Source organism: Pikeienuella sp., assembly GCF_046290545.1.
Classification (GTDB): Bacteria; Pseudomonadota; Alphaproteobacteria; order Rhodobacterales; family Rhodobacteraceae; genus Pikeienuella.
Genome location: NZ_JBKAGV010000009.1, coordinates 172095 through 190166, shown reverse-complemented (window position 1 = coordinate 190166; position 18072 = coordinate 172095). Strand labels below are relative to the sequence as shown.

The 18072-nt window shown below is 67.7% G+C and carries 16 protein-coding genes; 1 reads left to right on the top strand and 15 read right to left on the bottom strand.

Annotation, left to right across the window (positions count from 1 at the left end; genetic code table 11):
• Position 1 precedes the first annotated feature (1 nt).
• The 6 genes from ACE37J_RS08165 to ACE37J_RS08140 form a co-directional block, all read right to left on the bottom strand.
• Positions 2 to 631, bottom strand: a complete 630-nt coding sequence (locus ACE37J_RS08165) for a LysE family translocator (protein WP_409709826.1) — start codon at positions 629 to 631, stop codon at positions 2 to 4.
• A gap of 4 nt (positions 632 to 635) precedes the next feature.
• On the bottom strand, positions 636 to 1682 hold the full coding sequence (locus ACE37J_RS08160) for an isopenicillin N synthase family dioxygenase (protein ID WP_409709823.1): 1047 nt from the start codon (positions 1680 to 1682) through the stop codon (positions 636 to 638).
• A 221-nt stretch (positions 1683 to 1903) separates the two neighbouring features.
• Positions 1904 to 3292, bottom strand: a complete 1389-nt coding sequence (locus tag ACE37J_RS08155; RefSeq protein ID WP_409709820.1) for an adenylate/guanylate cyclase domain-containing protein — start codon at positions 3290 to 3292, stop codon at positions 1904 to 1906.
• A 71-nt stretch (positions 3293 to 3363) separates the two neighbouring features.
• A complete protein-coding gene (locus tag ACE37J_RS08150) occupies positions 3364 to 4806 on the bottom strand; it encodes an aldehyde dehydrogenase family protein (RefSeq protein WP_409709817.1) in 1443 nt (480 codons plus the stop codon).
• Positions 4807 to 4860: 54 nt separating this feature from the next.
• Positions 4861 to 6513 (bottom strand): acetolactate synthase large subunit, encoded by a 1653-nt coding sequence (locus tag ACE37J_RS08145; protein WP_409709814.1) that lies wholly within the window; start codon positions 6511 to 6513, stop codon positions 4861 to 4863.
• Positions 6514 to 6646: 133 nt separating this feature from the next.
• Complete coding sequence (locus ACE37J_RS08140) at positions 6647 to 7819, bottom strand: MFS transporter (protein ID WP_409709811.1); 1173 nt, start codon at positions 7817 to 7819, stop codon at positions 6647 to 6649.
• A gap of 134 nt (positions 7820 to 7953) precedes the next feature.
• On the opposite strand from ACE37J_RS08140, the gene ACE37J_RS08135 reads away from it, so the two are divergent.
• Positions 7954 to 9060: a hypothetical protein gene (locus tag ACE37J_RS08135; RefSeq protein WP_409709808.1), complete on the top strand. Its 1107-nt coding sequence runs from the start codon at positions 7954 to 7956 to the stop codon at positions 9058 to 9060.
• Positions 9061 to 9229: 169 nt separating this feature from the next.
• Here ACE37J_RS08135 and ACE37J_RS08130 read toward each other — a convergent pair whose 3' ends face one another.
• The 9 genes from ACE37J_RS08130 to ACE37J_RS08090 form a co-directional block, all read right to left on the bottom strand.
• On the bottom strand, positions 9230 to 10360 hold the full coding sequence (locus ACE37J_RS08130; protein WP_409709805.1) for an S-(hydroxymethyl)glutathione dehydrogenase/class III alcohol dehydrogenase: 1131 nt from the start codon (positions 10358 to 10360) through the stop codon (positions 9230 to 9232).
• Between the two features lie 14 nt (positions 10361 to 10374).
• Positions 10375 to 11625, bottom strand: a complete 1251-nt coding sequence (locus ACE37J_RS08125; RefSeq protein WP_409709802.1) for an MFS transporter — start codon at positions 11623 to 11625, stop codon at positions 10375 to 10377.
• 189 nt (positions 11626 to 11814) lie between these two features.
• Positions 11815 to 12588 (bottom strand): creatininase family protein, encoded by a 774-nt coding sequence (locus ACE37J_RS08120; protein ID WP_409709799.1) that lies wholly within the window; start codon positions 12586 to 12588, stop codon positions 11815 to 11817.
• Positions 12585 to 13208, bottom strand: coding sequence for an NAD(P)H-dependent oxidoreductase (locus ACE37J_RS08115; RefSeq protein ID WP_409709796.1), 624 nt, complete (start codon positions 13206 to 13208; stop codon positions 12585 to 12587). Before ACE37J_RS08115 ends, ACE37J_RS08120 begins: the two co-directional genes overlap by 4 nt.
• On the bottom strand, positions 13208 to 13792 hold the full coding sequence (locus ACE37J_RS08110; protein ID WP_409709793.1) for an NAD(P)H-dependent oxidoreductase: 585 nt from the start codon (positions 13790 to 13792) through the stop codon (positions 13208 to 13210). Before ACE37J_RS08110 ends, ACE37J_RS08115 begins: the two co-directional genes overlap by 1 nt.
• A complete protein-coding gene (locus ACE37J_RS08105) occupies positions 13789 to 15195 on the bottom strand; it encodes an FAD-binding oxidoreductase (RefSeq protein WP_409709790.1) in 1407 nt (468 codons plus the stop codon). Before ACE37J_RS08105 ends, ACE37J_RS08110 begins: the two co-directional genes overlap by 4 nt.
• Positions 15192 to 16463, bottom strand: a complete 1272-nt coding sequence (locus ACE37J_RS08100; RefSeq protein ID WP_409709787.1) for a cytosine deaminase — start codon at positions 16461 to 16463, stop codon at positions 15192 to 15194. Before ACE37J_RS08100 ends, ACE37J_RS08105 begins: the two co-directional genes overlap by 4 nt.
• On the bottom strand, positions 16460 to 17308 hold the full coding sequence (locus tag ACE37J_RS08095) for an ABC transporter permease (RefSeq protein ID WP_409709784.1): 849 nt from the start codon (positions 17306 to 17308) through the stop codon (positions 16460 to 16462). Before ACE37J_RS08095 ends, ACE37J_RS08100 begins: the two co-directional genes overlap by 4 nt.
• Positions 17305 to 18069: an ABC transporter ATP-binding protein gene (locus tag ACE37J_RS08090; RefSeq protein WP_409709781.1), complete on the bottom strand. Its 765-nt coding sequence runs from the start codon at positions 18067 to 18069 to the stop codon at positions 17305 to 17307. Before ACE37J_RS08090 ends, ACE37J_RS08095 begins: the two co-directional genes overlap by 4 nt.
• Positions 18070 to 18072: the final 3 nt, after the last annotated feature.

Below are 18072 nucleotides of genomic sequence, written 5' to 3'. Positions count from 1 at the left end.
GTCAAAGGAACAGCCGGAGCCCGATCCCTACAAGTATCAGCCCGCCGAGCCAGGCAAGGCCGCGCCGGATGAGGCGGTTGCCCTTCACGGTTTGCGCCAGCGAACCGCCGACGAAGGCCACGAGCACGTCGGAAGGCACCGCGGTCAGCGGAACAAGGATGCCGAGTACGAGCATCTGCATCATCACGTCGCCCTTCGACATGTCGACGAAAGGCGGGATGAAGGCCATGAAGAACAGCACCGTCTTCGGGTTCATCAGTTCGACCAGAACGCCCTGCCAGATGATCCGCGCATAGCTGCGCCTCTCGACCTTGGCGACCTTCATCTCCCCCGGCTCACCAGAGTCCTTTTCAAGGATCATCTGAGCGCCGAGATAGATGAGGTAGAGCCCGCCTGCATAAGTCACACTGCGATAGAGGAGCTCCGATTGCTGGAACACCGCGGCGAGACCGAGCGCCGCGACCACCGCAAGAGCCACGCCGCCAAGCCCGAGACCGACTGCCGACGCGAGGCCCGCCGCCCGGCTTTGCCCCACGCTGCGCGAGAGCACGTAGAGCATCGACGGTCCCGGGGATGCGCTGAGCGCAAAACCCGCCAAGGCGACGACCATCATTGTCTCGATCGACGGCATTCCCTCAGCTCCCCAGTCCGTTCATTCGCTTCTCGAATGGGTTCTGCACCGGCCCCGTATGATCTTTCGTAGCCGACCAGATGCGTTCGCCCCGGCGTTCGCGGAGATAGGGGAAGTCTCTCAGCAACATGCGCTCCAGATGCAACCCTGCCTTGAATCCTTCGTACCTTGGAGGATTTTTAGGCGAAATCAAGCTGGGAAAGGGCTTGATCACGGTATCGTAGTTCGCCGCGACGAAGTAGGGCATTGAGAAGCGCTCAGGGCTGAGGTTGAGCACCCGGTGCGGCGTGGAGCGGAAGGCGCCGTTGGTCCAGGCCTCAAGCATGTCGCCGATATTGATGACATAGGCATCGGGCTTCACCGGCACGTCGACCCATTCATCCTGCCGCGTCATCACCTGAAGGCCCTTCTGGCGCTGATGCAGCAGCGTCAGGCATTCATAATCGGTATGCGCGCCCATGTTGACGCTCTTCGTCTCCGTCACTGCGCGGGCCCGCACATAGTGAAGAAGCCGAAGCTGCGAGATCGGTTTTGTCATCTGCCGCGTCAGATCGCCCTTCGGAAGATCGAGGTGCAATTCGAGAGCACCGCAAATCCGCCGGCCGACCTCGGACACAGCCGCGTAGTAGGCGCCGATCCGCTCGCGAAAACCGGGGAGTGAGGGCCAGACGTTCGGGCCGAGCAGAAGGTTTCCCGCAAGGTAGTCAGGGTCGTCGTGCGGCAGGTCGAGCGCAAGGTCGAAGGCCTCGTAGTTCCGGTTCACCTCATCGGCATAATCGCCCTTTTCCGTAAAGGGCACATAACCGCGGTGATTGAGGCTGTCACCGATGTAGTAGGCGCGCTTGACTTCATCCGGCTGGGCGAAAAACTCCTCGGCGGCGCCGTACGCGCTCTCGATCATGGAAAGCGAGATCCCATGATTCGCGACATAGAAGAACCCGACTTCCCGCGCCGCTTCGCCCATTTCGTCGGCGGCGCGGCGGATTGCAGCTTCGTCGCCGCTCAGGAGGGGCGAAATATCGATGACAGGCAAGACGTCAGTATTGGACATGACTTTCATCCCGTTCGAACCCGGCCGCTATCGACGAAGCCGCCCTGGCGTCCGCCGGCCTCGTGACACGCCACGGTTGCAAGCGGCGCGCGACTCAAGAAATAATTAAGTTTGATGAGACGTAAATGTTCTTTTGTAGCTAATTATTCGCAAATTTTTGCCGCATTGAGAAGATTTTGGGAAAATCCCTGATTCTCATGCTGTTAGCATGTTAACGAAACTTAATGAACCGGAAAAAAATCCGCGCCGCCCGGTAGCGCCGCACAGCGGACGGCGCCGAGCTTGCCGCGAACCGACTCGCCCGGGAGAGGCGCGAAGGCGGCAAGGAGCGGCGCGAGCTCCGGAACATCGCGCCCGGCGGCCTCCAGCAGGTCGACGCTTGCGACAATGGCTGCGTTCTCCTCCCGCGTCCGCTCCTGCAGGCGGCTCGCAATGTTGACCACATCGCCGAGCACAGCGAGTTCGAGGCAGCGCGAATCGCCGATGTTACCAACCACGACCTTCCCGAAATGAACCCCGATTCCTACCTGCACCGGAGGCAGCCCGCGCGCAACCCGCGCCTCCGACCAGTCGTAGACGCGCCGCGCGATCCCCGCGGCGCAGGCGAGCGCGGCCGCCGGAGCGCGCTCCATCGGATGGATCGCGCCGAAGCTGGCCATCACCTCGTCCCCGATGAACTTGTTGAGCGTGCCGCGGTTGGCGAACACCTCGGCCGTCGCCAGCGCGTGGAATTCGCGCAGAAAGGCGATCGTCTCCTCCGGCGTCATCGCCTCTGCGAGGCGGGTGAAGCCGAAGATGTCCGCGAAGAGGATCGTCGCCTCGCTCACTTTCAATTCCTCGAGCCCGGCTGCGCCCTGCGTCAGCTCCGCGGCGAGATCGGGTGAGAAATAGCGCGCCAGCGTCGCCCGCTCCCGCGCCGCGCCGATCTGCCTGAGCGCCTGGCGCCGCCCGCGCCAGACGGCGGAGGCGATCACGGCGCCGACGAGCAGCAACAGCAGCGCCTCCTGCGCCGCGGAGATTACGGACACATAGTTCGGATCGAGCAGCGTCGCGATGATCCCGTCGATCTCCATCGCCGCGAAATCCCCGGCGCCGCGGGTGAAGCTCTCCCCTTCGCCGAGAATCCAAATCACACCGAGGAGCCACGCGCCTCCCGCCGCGAACCCGGCCCAGAGCGCGAGACCGGGCGAGTAGCTCAGACCGGAAAACGCCAGGAAGAGGAAGAGGAAGCCTACATTGCCGAGCCGCAACTGCATTGCATGGGGCCAGGCCTCGGGCGTCCCCGGCGCCGGCGCGATCAGCGCGGCGGTGATGATCGCCATGTCCGCCGCGACAAGCGCGAAGCGCGCCCAGCGCATCGTGCGCCGCCAGGCGGACCAGCGCGTGCGCGTGGTCTGGTAGAAGAGCCACCCGGTGAGCACGAGAAGCCCGAGCATGCCGAGATAGAAGGCCAGCGCCTCCCCGGAGGCGCGCAACATCAGCGTCAGACCGATCACGAGGCAGCCGAGCGCCCGCACCCGGAACGCGAGCAGGGCCCCCGCCTTCTGCTCGCGGCTGAAGGCGCGGGCGTCCGCATTCCCTTCATGCGGCATGGCAAGGCCGAACTGCATCCTCACCTCGCTCCCGATACCCTTCGACAAGCCGAGATCATATCAGAAGCGTCGAGTCGAGAGGCCGCCCCTCACCCCGGAGGCGTGCGGATAACGAGGTTGCGGATCTCCGTCATGTCCTCCATGGCGAAACGGATTCCTTCACGGCCGAGGCCGGAGTCCTTCACCCCGCCATAGGGCATGTTGTCCACGCGGTAGGAGGGCACGTCCCCGACGACCACGCCGCCGACGTCCATCTCGTCCCAGGCCTGCTGGACCTTGTAGAAGTCGCGCGTGAAGATCCCTGCCTGAAGCCCGAACTTCGAATCGTTCACCATGCGGATGGCTTCATCCCAGCTTGTGAACGTCTGGAGGACTGCGGCGGGGCCGAACGCCTCCTCGGTGCAGAGCGCCTGGTCTTGCGGCACGTTCTCCATCAGCGTGGCTTCCAGCATCGCCCCTTCGCGATGGCCGCCGCAGAGGATGGTCCCGCCCGCCTTCTCCGCATCGGCAATCCAGCCGTGGAGCCGCTTCGCCTCGCCCTCAGAGATCATCGGGCCGATGAAGGTCTTCCGGTCATGCGGGCTGCCGGCGATCAGCGTCTTCGTCTTGGCGACGAGCTTGGCCTTCATCACATCGTAGATGTCGGCGTGGATCAGGATGCGCTGAACGCCGATGCAGGACTGGCCGGACTGGTAGAAGGCGCCGAAGATGATCCGGTTCACCGCGTCGTCGAGATCCCGCGTATCCGCGTCGACCACGACTGCGGCGTTGCCGCCGAGCTCCAGCACGATCTTCTTCTTCCCGCATTTCGCCTTCAGGTCCCAGCCGACGCCCGGCGACCCGGTGAAGGAGAGGAGCTTCAGCCGCTCGTCCACGGTGAAGAGGTCCGCCCCGTCGCGCGAACAGGGAAGGATGGAGAATGCGCCCTTCGGAAGGTCCGTTTCCGCCAGCACCTCCCCCATGATGATCGCGCCGAGCGGCGTGCGGGAGGCCGGCTTCATCACGAAGGGGCAGCCGACGGCGAGCGCCGGCGCCACCTTGTGCGCCGCGAGGTTCAGCGGGAAGTTGAAGGGGGAGATGAAGGAGCAGGGGCCGATCGGCACACGCTTCCACATGCCGCGATAGCCCTTCGCGCGCGGCGAGATGTCGAGCGCCTGAAGCTCGCCATGCGTCCGCGTGGCTTCCTCCGAGGCGATCTCGAACGTGTCGATCAGGCGCGTAACCTCGCCCTCCGCGTCGTTGATCGGCTTGCCCGCCTCGACGCAGAGCGAATAGGCCAGCTCGTCGAACCGCTCGCGGAAACGGGCGACGCAGTGCTTCAGCACGGCCTTCTTCTCGAAGGCGGGCATCTTCGCCATCGCCTCGGCGGCCTCGACGGCGCCGGCGATCCCGGCGTCGATCGCCTTCGCGTCGGCGAGGGCGACGCGGGTCGCCACCTCGCCGGTATACTTGTCCGTCACCTCGAGGTCCTCGTTGGCGAAGACGGCCTCGTTGTTGAGGTAATAGGGGTATCTCGCCTTCAGTTCAGGCATGTCTCTCTCCCGATGCGGCAGGGGCGCCGGAATCGCGCGGCGCCCCCGTTCATTTCAGAGCGCGGCGGAGCGCTTCTTGATGTCGGTGTTCAGGATCTGGTCGTTCTCGGAATAATCCACCGGGCAGTCGATCAGGTGCACGCCTGGCGTGTTGAGCGCCGTGTGGAGAATCGAGGGCAACTCCCCTGCGGAAGAGACTCGATGGCCGATGGCGCCGTAGCTCTCCGCGTATTTCACGAAATCCGGGTTGTTGTACTGCAGCCCCCAGTCCTTGAAGCCCATGTTCGCCTGCTTCCAGCGGATCATGCCGTAGGAATTGTCGTTCAGGATCAGGCAGGCGATGTTCATCTTGAGCCGCACCGCCGTCTCAAGCTCCTGGGAGTTCATCATGAACCCCCCGTCGCCGCAGATCGCGAGCACCTTCCTGTCTGGATAGACGAGATGCGCCGCCATGGCCGAGGGCAGGCCCGCGCCCATCGTCGCCAAAGCGTTGTCGAGCAGCACCGTATTGGGCATCCGCGCGCGATAGTTTCGCGCGAACCAGATCTTGTAGACGCCGTTGTCGAGGCAGATCATCCCGTCATCCGGCATCGCCTCGCGGATCTTCGCGACCGCATGCTGCGGATAGACGGGGAAGCGCATGTCGTCCGCGCCTTCGAGGATCTGCGCGTCGTGGTGCTTGCGGATCTCCATCATGCGGGAGAAGTCCCAGCCCGCCTCCTCCGGCTTCTTCACGCCGTTCTTCAGCTGCCAGATCGCGTTGCCGATATCCCCGATCACCTCGACCTGCGGGAAATAGACCGGGTCCACCATTGCCGTGTTGTAGGAGACGTGGATCACCTCCGTCCCGCCCGGCTTCATGAAGAAGGGCGGCTTCTCGATCACGTCGTGGCCGACATTGATGATGAGGTCCGCCGCGTCGATCGCGCGGTGGACGTAATCCCCGGCGGAAAGCGCGGCGCAGCCCATGAAGAGCTCGCTGCGCTCGTCCACCACGCCCTTGCCGAGCTGGGTGGTGACGAAGGGCATCCCCGTCTTCTCGACGAACTTCGTGAGCATCTTCGAAGTCATCTTGCGGTTGCCGCCGGCGCCGATGACGAGGATGGGAGACTTCGCGGCGTGGATCTTCTCCAGCGCCTGGATGATCGACTTCTCCTCCGGCACGGGGCGCCGCACGGCGGAGCGCGGGATCGGCCGTTCCGCGGTGTGCTCGTCAGCAATGTCCTCCGGCAACTCGATATGCGTCGCGCCCGGCTTTTCCTCCTCGGCGATGCGATAGGCCTCGCGGATGCGGGAGGGGATGTTGTCCGAGGCGACGACCTGCACCGCGTACTTCGTGATCGGTCCCATCATCTCGACCACATCGAGGATCTGGAACCTGCCCTGCTTCGACTTCTTCACCGGCTTCTGCCCGGTGATCATCAGCATCGGCATCCCGCCGAGCTGCGCGTAGGCCGCCGAGGTGGTGAAGTTCGTCGCCCCCGGCCCGAGCGTGGAGACGCAGACGCCCGTCTTCCCCGTGAGGCGGCCATAGACGGCGGCCATGAAGCCGGCGCCCTGTTCATGGCGCGTCAGCACCAGCTGGATCTTCTCCGAGCGGGAGAGCGAGTCGAGAAAGTCGAGATTCTCCTCTCCGGGAATTCCGAAGACATATTCGCAGCCCTCGGCTTCAAGGCATTCGACGAAGAGATCGGATGCTTTTTTCATGGCGTTCCCCCTTTTTCCGGCTTCCCGGCCCCGGTCTCCCGATTTCGCGCCGGCTTTGGTGTCCACACCTTAGCCGATAATTCCCGCTTGCGTAGCCATTCCTGCGACATATTCGCCTCTTCCGTGCCGAAGCTCACAGACGGCGGAGGAGCGGGCGAAGCGCAAGAACGCCGAAGAGAGGGCCGAGCGCCATCGCAGCCAGCACCGCGGTCCAGCCGAAAGCGGCGGCGGCGACGGGGGCGAGCTGCACCGTCAGGATCGTCAGCGCGAAGCCGAGCGCCGTCTGCATCGCCATGAGCGAGCCCGCCAGCGCGGGCGGCGCCGCGTCTGCGATCAAGGCCGAGAATTGCGCGCTGTCGGGGATCACCAGCGCCCCCCAGAGGAGGATGAGAAGGAAGGAGAGCCAGATCGGCCCGCCATGCGCCGCCGCGACGGCGAGGGCGCAGGCGCCCGAGCCGACCATCGCGCCGGCCGCGACGCGCGCCTTGCCGATCCGGTCCGCCAGCCAGCCCGCAGGCGCGCAGGTCAGCGCGCCGATCCCGATGGCGAGGAAGGCGGTCAGCGCGGCGAGCCGCGCCGCCTCCGCGCTCTCCATATGCGCAGCATAGCCGGCTGCCGCCGCGACGGCGACCCAGCCCCACATGGCGTAAAGTTCCCACATGTGGCCGAGATAGCCGCCGGTCGCCGCGCGGATGCGCCGGTCCGTCCACATCAGGAGGACCGCGCGCGGCTGGAAGGCGGGCGATCGGGCGTGATGAGGGCCGAGCGCCACGAAGGGCGCCAGCAGCGCACAGAGCAAGGAGGCCAGCGCCGCCGCGCCGATCACCGTGCGCCACTCCGCCCCGCCGAGCCATGCCGCGAGATGCGGCGTCGCCGAGCCGAGCGTCAGCGCGCCGACCAGCGCGCCGACAAGGAGGCCCCTGTCCTTCGTTCCCCATCCCACGGCGATCTTCATGCCGACGGGATAGATGCCGGCGAAGCCAGCGCCGGTGAGGAAGCGGAGAAGAACGGCAAGGTCCGAGCCCGGCGAAAGCAGGAGAAGCCCGCCCGTCAACGCCGCGTTTAGCCCCGCCGCAACCGCCAGCGTGCGGCGCGGGTCGAACCGGTCCGGCAGGCCGAAGATCGCGGCGCCGAGCGCGCCGAAGACGAAGCCGGCCTGAACGGCGGAGGACATCAGCGCGGCCCGCGCCGGCCCGAAGCCCCCCTCCGCCATCATCGAGCCCATCGCCGCCGCGGCGGCGAACCACGGGGCCATTCCGGCGACGACGGCGAGGGAGAGGAGAACGAGCGCGGCGGGTTTCGACATACGCCGAGAGGTTCACGCCCTGTGCGGGAAGTCCAGAGCGCGTGTCGATGCGCACGTCCCGGGTCGCGGCGGACTCCGCGGATGTGATGCTTTGTGGTAGAAAGTTGGCGGAGCTTCCAATCGGGGGTTGAGACATGAACGAGCACCGGGCGATCTCCGCCGCCCCGACGGCGGCCGACGACGAGGATAGACCGGCCTCGCACTGGCCCGGCGGCTACCGGGCGAAACGGTTCTGGCGCTGGCTTTCGCTGGCCCTCCCCAACGTCTCCTCCGTCATGTTCCGGCAGAAGATGACCGGCCTCGCCGTGAGCCGGATGCTCGCCCCCGGCCCGGACGGCAGGCCGGACCGGGCGCGGCTGGAGACGCGGATCGCCTTCCTACGGCAGAAGGCGGACCGACCCGAGAACAAGGGCGAGTGGCGGATCGTCAACGAGATCGAGCTGCTGATGGTCGGCCTTTTCGACCTGCCCGCGCTCCGCATCGAGGCGCAGCGCACCCTGCTGGAGGCGAAGGCCATCGACCTGCCCTGCCTCGCCGAATACACCAAGCTCGTAGAGCAGCACCATGACGACGAGCCAGCCCTCAGGGAGACGCTCTTCCGCCTCGCCTCCGACGTGCAGGACAAGTTCCGCAAGCGCTATCTCCTCCGCGAGTTCATCGCGGCCTATACCGCGCGGGTGAGCCTGATCTTCAGCCTCGCGACGACCTTCTTCATCCTCCTCGTCATCCTCCTGGCCTGGATCGCGCAGAACCATCTGGCCGAGGTCTTCCGTATGCCGGAGGGGCAGGCGGGCCCGCCCGCGCCGCCTGTCGGTCCGGAAGGCGGGATGCGGGCCTTCGCGAGCTTTTACGTCGCGCTCGCCGCCGGGCTCTTCGGCGCCGCCTTCTCGATGATGTCGCAGACGAAGAAGCGGGTGGAGTCAGCGACGCTGGAGGACATGCGGACGAACGCCCGCTTCGCCATGCTGCTGTTCCGCCTCGGCGTCGGCATCGGCGCGGCGATGATCCTCTATTTCGTGTTCGACACCGGCCTCCTCGGCGACGGGACGCTGACGCCGAAGCTCCGGGAAGCCGGCTTCGACGCCTCCCTCGCCTCCACCGCGCTCTTTACCTCGATCGGAGGGCTCTCCCCGAACAAGGACCTGTCGCTCCTGATGCTCTGGTCCTTCGTCGCGGGCTTTTCGGAAGTGCTGGTGCCCACGATGCTGCGGCAGGCGGAGGGCAAGGTGAAGGCCGGTTGAGGGTCGCCGGCCGGGGCCCTTCGAGGCGGATTTCCATGGAAATCAGCCTCGGACCGTTGATTCCAAACGGTTTTTGAAAATTTCGAAATTTTTCTGCCGCCGAACGCATCTCGCGCGCCCGGCGGCTTTCAGTGTTCGGCGGCGCGCGGCGCGAGCCGGCGGCGCCCTCTCAGAACAGCACCACGCTCCGGATGCTCTCGCCCTTCCGCATCAGGTCGAAGCCGTGGTTGATCTTCTCCAGCGGCATGGTGTGGGTGATCATCGGGTCGATCTCGATCTTCCCGTCCATGTACCAGTCCACGATCTTCGGCACGTCGGTGCGCCCGCGCGCGCCGCCGAAGGCGGTGCCCTTCCAGGTGCGGCCGGTGACGAGCTGGAACGGGCGCGTCGAGATTTCCGCCCCCGCGGGCGCGACGCCGATGACGACGGAGACGCCCCAGCCGCGATGGGCGCATTCGAGCGCGGCGCGCATCACCTTCACGTTGCCGGTGCAGTCGAACGTGTAGTCGGCGCCGCCGATCTGGTCCGCGCCCTTCTTGGTCATGTTGACGATGTGGGGCACGATATCGTCGCCGACTTCGGCGGCGTTGACGAAATGGGTCATGCCGAACTTCTCGCCCCATTCCTTGCGGGCGGGGTTGAGGTCCACGCCGATGATCATGTCGGCGCCGGCGAGGCGGAGGCCCTGGATCACGTTCAGCCCGATCCCGCCGAGGCCGAAGACGACCGCCTTCGCCCCCCGCTCCACGCCCGCCGTGTTGATGACGGCGCCGACGCCGGTGGTGACGCCGCAGCCGATATAGCAGATCTTGTCGAAAGGCGCGTCCTCCCGCACCTTCGCCAGCGCGATCTCCGGCATCACGGTGAAGTTGGAGAAGGTCGAGCAGCCCATGTAGTGGAAGACCGGGTCGCCATCGAGCGTCCTGAACCGCGAGGTGCCGTCCGGCATCAGGCCCTGCCCCTGCGTGCCGCGGATCGCGGTGCAGAGATTGGTCTTGCGGGAGAGGCAGGAGGGGCATTCGCGGCATTCGGGCGTGTAGAGGGGGATGACGTGATCCCCCTTCTTCACGGATTTCACCCCCGGCCCGACATCGACGACGACGCCCGCGCCCTCATGGCCGAGCACGGCGGGGAAAATCCCCTCCGGGTCGGCGCCCGAGAGGGTGAAATCGTCGGTATGGCAGATGCCGGTCGCCTTCACCTCGACAAGAACCTCGCCCTCGCGCGGGCCATCCAGCTCCAGATCGACGATTTCGAGGTTCTGTCCGGCCTTCACGGCCAGGGCTGCGCGGGTTCTCATCTCTTGCTCCCCCTTCAGGTTTCGGCGGCGACTTTCGGCGGATTCGCCCCCTCCCGCAAGGGCATGCGCCGCGCGCCGAGCCGCGGATGCAGGCGCCCGGCGATGAGAAAGCCGATCAAGAGCGCCCCCGCCGTGGCCGCGAAGACGCCGGGGAGCGGCGCGACGGCGAGGACGAGGCGCACGGCGCCGGGCGTGACGATGCCCGAGACGTCCCGGAAGCTCGAATAGATCGAGGCCATTTCCGTCCGCTCGTGCGGGCGCACGGCCATCAGGAACGGGAGGCCGCCGGAGACGTCGAGGAGGATGAGGAAGAAGGCGCCCGCCGCGAGGAGGCAGAGCGTCATCGCCGGCGCGGGCGAGGCGAGCGCGCCGGCGAGGAAGCAGAGCGCGGCGCCGGCGAAGCCGGTCCTGACCGCCTGGCGCACGGAGCGGCGGCGCATCCAGCGCAGCATGAAGGGCGTCAGCAGCAGGAAGCCGTTGGCGAGGGAGACGAAGGCGCCGCCCATCGTCTCCCCCAGGCCCGCCTCCACCGCGAAGATCGGCATGTAGACGACATAGGCCCACCAGCCGACCGAGCGGATCACCGCGAAGAGCCAGCCCGCGATCAGCCGCGGCTGGGCGAGGAAGCGGGGGAGGAAGCGCAGCGGGTTCGGCCGCGGCTTCCCCGGCGCGATGAGCTTTCCGTTGCCGAGGCGCATGTACCAGAAGACGGCGAGGAGCGTCGCCGCGGAGGCGGCGGCGATGAGGAAGGGCGCCGGCTCCCAGAGCCGCCAGAGCGCGACGCCGAGCACGGGGCCGATCATCCAGGCGAGGGAGGAATAGAAGAGGCGCAGCGTCTCCGACCGGCCCAGCTCCGTCCGCTCGATGAAGTCGAGCACGTAGGCGTTGAAGCAGATGAAGAAGGTGACGACGCCGATATTCGTGAGCCCGAGGCCGAGCGGGGTGAAGAGCGGGCCGCCCTGCGAGGCGGTGAGCGCCCCGGCGCCGAGCATCACGCCGCCGAGCGTGAAGGTCCAGCGGCGGGTCAGGCGGCTGGCGATGGAGGGCACGAACATCGAGACGACGAGCGCGACGCAGCCGATCAGGAAATAGACCTCGGAGACCCGCTCCGCATCGCCGAGCGCCTGATACATGGCGAGGGGATAGACGGAGAGCATGATCCCGCGCGCCATCGCCTCGATCGCGGCGAGCACGGCGAAGCCGCGGACGCCGGGCGCCGGGGCGTGACGGAGAAATTCGGGTATGCGCCGCTCATGCGCCGCCATCGGACGGTCCTCTTTTCCGCCTTATGGGCATGGCGGCGCGCGCAAGTCGAGCGGGGATGCGGCGCTTCGGCGCCGGGTTCGGCGCAGTCTTCCGGGCGGCCGGAAAGGGGCGCGCCGGGGCCATAACCATGGTTATCGCCCTCCGACACTTGATTCTGTACGATAAAAACCGTGATCGACCTGAAACAATCAGGAAGCGGGGGGCGCGGCCTCCGCCACGGCGCGAAGGAGCGCGAGCATTCCCTGCACCTGATGCGCCGCCGTCGCCTCCCCCTTCCCCGCCGTCGCCAGCGACGCGTCCCCCACCACGCCGGCCGGGTTGAGGTCCGAGGCGATCCAGGCGCGGGCGGTCGGCCCGATTGGCGGGATCGGCGCGCCTTCGGCGGCGGAGCGGAAGATCGCGGCCTTGCCCATCTCCACGAGGTCGGGCCGGAAGGCGAGCATCAGCGAGGTTTCCGCATCGCCGCCATGGATGCCGAAGCGGCGCTCGTGCTCCGAATAGAGATCGTCGGGGACGCCATGATCGAACCAGCTTGTCTTGACCGCGAGCATCCCGGCCTGAACGCGCATCTCCCGCGCGAGGATCGAGATGAGATCGGCGTTGCCGCCGTGGCTGTTGACGATGACGAGCTTCCGCAGGCCGGCGCGGGCGACGGAAAGGCCGATCTCCGTCCACACCCTCAGCGCCGTCTCCGCGCTCAGGGTGAGCGTGCCCTTCGCCCAGAGATGCTCGTTGGATTTCCCCACCGCCTGCACGGGGAGGATGCGGAGGTCGAGGTCGTCCGGGCACGCCATGCGGAGGCGGGCGAGCATCCCCTCCATGATGTAGGCGTCGACGCCGAGCGGCAGATGCGGCCCGTGCTGCTCCACCGCCGCCGTGGGCAGGATCGCGACGGTCCGCATCGGGTCGATTTCGTCATAGGCGGAGGCCGGATGTTCGGCCCAGTCGAGGCGGCGGCTCATGCCCTTCTCCCGTCGAGCGCATGGGGGCGGAAGAGACGGTCCGCCGCCGTGGAGACGCGGACGAGATGGCGGGCCCGGCTATCCGCCGTCGAAGAGTCCATCGAGTAATGCGCGGCGAAGGCGGTGCGGCAGCGCGGATGGCAGAGGAGCCGCACGCCGCGGAGGATCGTGCGCTTGCCCGGCGCGCCGACGAAGGTGGTGAGCCGCCAGGAGGCGCCGCAGGTGGTGAAGACGGCGAGGCGGGTGATGTGGGCGAGGCCGGGCCGGATGTCCTTGTGCTGCGCATCCGGCATCAGGAAGGCGACGCCGGGGAGCATCACACGGTCCAGCCAGCCCTTCAGCATGGCGGGGAGGCCATACCACCAGGTCGGGTAGACGAAGATCAGGCAATCGCACCAGCGGAGCGCCGCCACATCGTCGGCCACGGGGGCGACGTTCTCCGGCTCCTTCTCGTAGCCGTCGAATTCCGCGGGGGTGAGGACGGGGGCGAAGCCCTGCTCGTAGAGGTCGATCACCCGGACCTCCGCCCCGGCGACGCGGAGGCGGGCGAGCGCGACATCCCGCACCGCGGCGGTGAAGCTGCCGCCCTTCGGGTGGCAATGGACGACGAGGGCGCGCATCAGAGGGCCGCCATGGCGGCGCGCGCGCGGGCGAGGAAGCGCGCGCGGTCCCCGTCCGTCGCGCGGTTCATGTCGTAGAGCGCGTTGTAGGAGAGGCGGGCCTCCGGCGCGCAGACGAAGCGGACGGCGCGGGAGACGATCTTTCGCGGCGGGTCCCCGGCGAGGAAGGCGCGCATCCGCGTGCCGCCATAGGTCGTCACCGCGGCGAGGCGGCGGATGTTCGTGAGGTTCGGGCGGACCTTGCCCTCTTCGAGCCGGAAGGAGACGCCGGGGAGGAACACCCGGTCGAAGAACCCTTTCAGGATCGCCGGGAAGCCGAAATTCCACACAGGGAAGACGAGGACGAGCGCCTCCGCCGCCCGGAGCCGCTCGACATAGGGCGCGACGGGGGAGAGGTTCGGCCCGACCTCGTGATAGCCCCGCCGCTCCTCCGCCGTGAGGACGGGGGAGAAGCCCTCCGCATAGAGGTCGCAATCGTCCACCTCCCAGCCCTTCGCGGCGAGCGTATCCACGACAGCGCCGTGGAGCGCGGCGGAGAAACTCTCCGCGCAGGGATGGGCGAAGAGGACGAGGGCGCGGCTCATGCGTCGGCTTCGGGCCGCTTCTGGAGGCCGGGATAGGCCCAGATGCGCGTCCGGTCCCATGTCTCCTGCTCCCAGGAGATCATCTTGCCGGGGTTGAGGAGGCCCTTCGGGTCCGCCTCCTTCTTGAAGGCGAGCTGGCGGGCGTCCACGCTCTGCCGCCCGCCTTCCTCCAGCGTGTAGCGGTGCGGGTTCCAGACCGGGCAGCCCATCGCCTCATGCTCGCGGATGATCTCGTCGAGCCGCGCCTCCGTCGTGAACTTCACGAGGGAGAGGCCGGCCATCTGGACCTTGCCGTGGGCGCGCATGACCTCGAGATGGTGCAGCACCTCGGGCGAGAACCGCTCCCGGATCGCCCTGATCTTCTCCACATGGTCGGGGAAGTCGAAGCTCACCTGGAGATAGGTGATGGAGGGATCGACCTTCAGCGCGCGGAGGGTCGTGTGGTTCCATCCATATTCATAGACCGGGCCCGGGTCGCGCACCCAGTCATGCGCGTCGGAGCGGTAGATGAGCCGGAGGCCGGGGCGGCGGGCCAGGAAGGTGAGGAAGGCGTCCATCGCATGGGGCGCGACCATGAGGCCGACGAGCGAATCCGCATCCGTCACATGCGGGCGCACGCGCTGGAAATAGCTGTGCGCCGTCGGCGCCTCGAAGACGCTGGCGAGCTTGATGAGGATGCCGTCCTCGTTCGCGAGATCGTCAGCGAAGCGGACGGTCTCCATGAAATCCTCGCCCGCGACGAAGATCTCCACCCAGGGATAGGCGGGGGCGAGCGGCATTTCGAGCTCTGTGATGATCCCGTTCGTGCCGTAGGCGTGGGAGACGCGGGAAAGCTCCTCCCCCCGGAAGTCCAGCACGCGCGGCTCCGCCTCCATCGTCACGACGCGGAGGCGGATGATGTTGCCGAGGTCGCGGAGGCTCCCCCAGCGGACGGAGCCGACGCCGCCGGAGCCGCCCGAAATGAAGCCGCCGATCGTCGCGGTGGCGAAGGTGGAGGAGAACATGCGGATCTCCTGCCCCGAATCGCGGATGCAGACGGCGTCGAGATCCTTCAGGAGGCAGCCCGGCTCCACGATCACCCGGCCGGGATGCACCGCCTTCACCTTGTCGAGATGCTTCATGTGGAGGATGCAGCCGCCGCGAAGGGGCATCGCCTGCCCGTAATTGCCGGTGCCGGCGCCGCGGACGGTGACCGGCACGTCATGGGCGAAGCAGGCCCTCAGCACCTCGATCACCTCCGCCTCGGAGCGCGGCGCGACGGCGAAATCGCCCGTCACATGATCGAGCCGCTCCTTGAGGACGGGGGAATACCAGAAGAAATCCCGGCTCTTGGCCTTCACCGTCACCGGGTTCTCGTCGAGATCGAGATGGCGGAGGGCGGCTTTCGCGGCTTCGAGGGTCAAGAGGCCTCCATCAGGTGGTCAAGCTCGGCATAGTCGGGGAGCGGGGCGTCGATGGCGCGGCCGGCGCGGATCACGATCCGGTCCGCCTGGGGGCGCGCGAAGAGCTCCGTCCAGCTCCTTGCGCGAACGATGACGAGATCGGCAGGGGCGCCCGGCGTGAAGGAGGGGGCGGGGAGGCCCATCGCCTTCGCGGGGTTGGCGGTGAAGGCGCGCGACCAGTCCGGATCGGAATGGTCGAGATGGGCGATGCGCGTCGCCTCCCGCATCACCTCGATCATGTCGAGGTCGCCATAGGCGTAGAACGGATCGCGCGTGTTGTCGGAGGCGAAGGAGACGTTGATCCCCCGCGCCTTCATCTCGTGGACGAGGGTGACGCCGCGCATCCGGGGGGTGCGGGCGGCGTGACGGTCCTGCAGGTAGAGGTTGCAGAGCGGGAGGGAGACGACGTCGATCCCCGCCTCCGCCACGAGGTCGAGCGTCGCCAGCGCCTCGGCTTCGGGCTGCGCAGAGAGGGAGCAGCAATGGCCGACGGCGATGCGGCCGGCGAAGCCCGTCTCCCTCGCGGTCTCGGCGATGGTGCGGAGCGTGGCGGAGGCCGGGTCCAGCGTCTCGTCCACATGGAAATCGGCGTGGAGGCCGTGGCGTTCGGCCAGCGCGAAGAAGGCGCGGAGGCGTTCGCGGAGGTCGGGGACGGGATAGGTCACGCAGCCGAGGACGCCGCCCGAGGCGGCGACGGTGGCCGCCGTCTTCGCGAAGGCGCCGTCCGCGTCCACCCCGTCCACCGGGACGAGGCAGGCGGCCTGAAGCGTGATCCTGCCCGCCCAATCCTCCCGCAATTCGCGGAAGACGGGCCAGGAGATGTCGTCCTGCGGGGGGATCGAATCGAGATGGGTGCGGATCGCCGCCGCGCCATGCGCGAAGGCGCAGCGGAGCGCGAAATCGGCGCGGGCGCGGACATCCTCCGCCCGCCAGCGCGCCTCCCGGTCCCCGGCGACTGTGCGGAGGGCGCCCATGAACGTGCCGTCCGGGTTGGGGCTCCGGGGCCAGATATGGCCCTTGTCGAGATGCGTGTGCATGTCGACGAAGGCGGGGAAGGCGATGGCGCCCTTCATGTCGACCGTCTGGCCGGAGCCCTGCGTGATGATCCCGTCCTCGATGGAGAGGTCGAGCGGGGCGAGGCTCTCCGGGCGCCCGAGCAGCCATCCGGGGGCCTTCAGGTTGGCGAGGGTGAGGCGGTGCGCGGCGGGGAGGGTGAGGAAGGCGGTCATGTCTCTCTCTTCAACGCGCTTTCGTGCCACTTCCGCAAGAGGAGATGGGAAAGGAGCGAGAGCGCGGCGAAGATCACCACGCCGATGGCGGAGATGAGGAGCAGCGCGGCGTAGAGGCGCGGAATGTTCAGCCGGTAGGAGGCTTCGAGGATGCGGGAGGCGAGGCCGTAGGATTGCCCCGCCGTGCCCACCACGAACTCCGCCACGACGGCGCCGATCAGCGAGAGCCCGCCGGCGATGCGGAGCCCGCCGAGGAAATAGGGCAAGGCGGCGGGAAGCTGGAGATAGCGGAGCCGCTGCCAGCGCGTCGCGCCGTAGATGCGGAAAAGGTCGCGCAGGTTGTGGTCCGCCGAGTTGAGGCCGAGCGTGGTGTTGGAGAGGATCGGGAAGAAGGCCACGATCCAGGCGCAGAGGATCAGCACGCCATAGACGCTGTCGATATAGATGCGGAGAAGCGGCGCGATGGCGATGATCGGCGTCACCTGGAGGATGACGGCGTAGGGGTAGAACGAAAGCTCGAAGAGGCGGGACTGGGTGAAGAACACCGCGAGCCCGACCCCGCCCACCACGGCGGCGAGGAGGGCGAGGCCGGTGATCTGGATCGTCGCCCAGGCCGCGGGGCCGAGGATCGCCCAGTCCGCCACCAGCGTCTCCGCCACCCGGCTCGGCGCGGGCAGGATGTAATGGGCGATGTCGTTCCAGACGACGATCCGGTCCCACAGCACGAGCGTCAGCGCCATGACGATGACGGGCAGCGCCCATTTCGCGATGCGGTCGCGGCGGGCGGCGCGGAGCCGCGCCTCCTCCTCCGCGTCGAGCGGGGCGGGGGCCTCGATCGCGGTCACGCCGCCTCGCCCATCGCGGCATGGAGCGCGGAGGAAGCCTCCCGACAGAGCGCCGCGTATTCCGGCGAGGTGCGGAAGGCCTCGTCCCGCGGATAGGGCTCGCCCACCGCCACCTCCCGCTCCACCCGCCCGGGGCGGGCGGCCATGACGACGATCCGGTCGGAGAGAAAGACGCTCTCGAACACCGAATGGGTGACGAAGATGACGGTGCAGCCGATCTTCGCCTTGAGGCTCAGGAGGTCGTTGTTGAGCCTGAAGCGCGTGATCTCGTCCAGCGCGGCGAAGGGCTCGTCCATCAGGATCAGCTTCGGGCGGGTGACGAGGGCGCGGGCGATGGAGACGCGCATTTTCATGCCGCCCGAAAGCTCGCGCGGATAGGCGCCGGCGAAGGCGTCGAGCCCGACGAGGCGCAGCGCCTCCCGCACCTCGTCCTTCACGGCGGAATAGCTCTGGCCGCGGAGGCGGAAGGGGAGCCATGCGTTCTCCGCCACCGTCGCCCAGGGCATCAGCGTCGGCTCCTGGAAGACGACGCCGATATCCCCCCGCTCCCGCGCGTCGGCCCAGCGGATCGAGCCCGCGGTCGGGTGGCTGAGGCCGGCGATGAGCCGGAGCGCGGTGGACTTGCCGCAGCCGGAAGGGCCGAGGAGGGAGATGAAATCCCCCTCCCGCACCTCAAGGCTCATGCCCCGGAGCGCGACGACGTCCCCGGCGAAGGTCTTGCCCACGCCGGAGAGGGTGAGGAGCGGCCGGCGCGGCGGCATCGC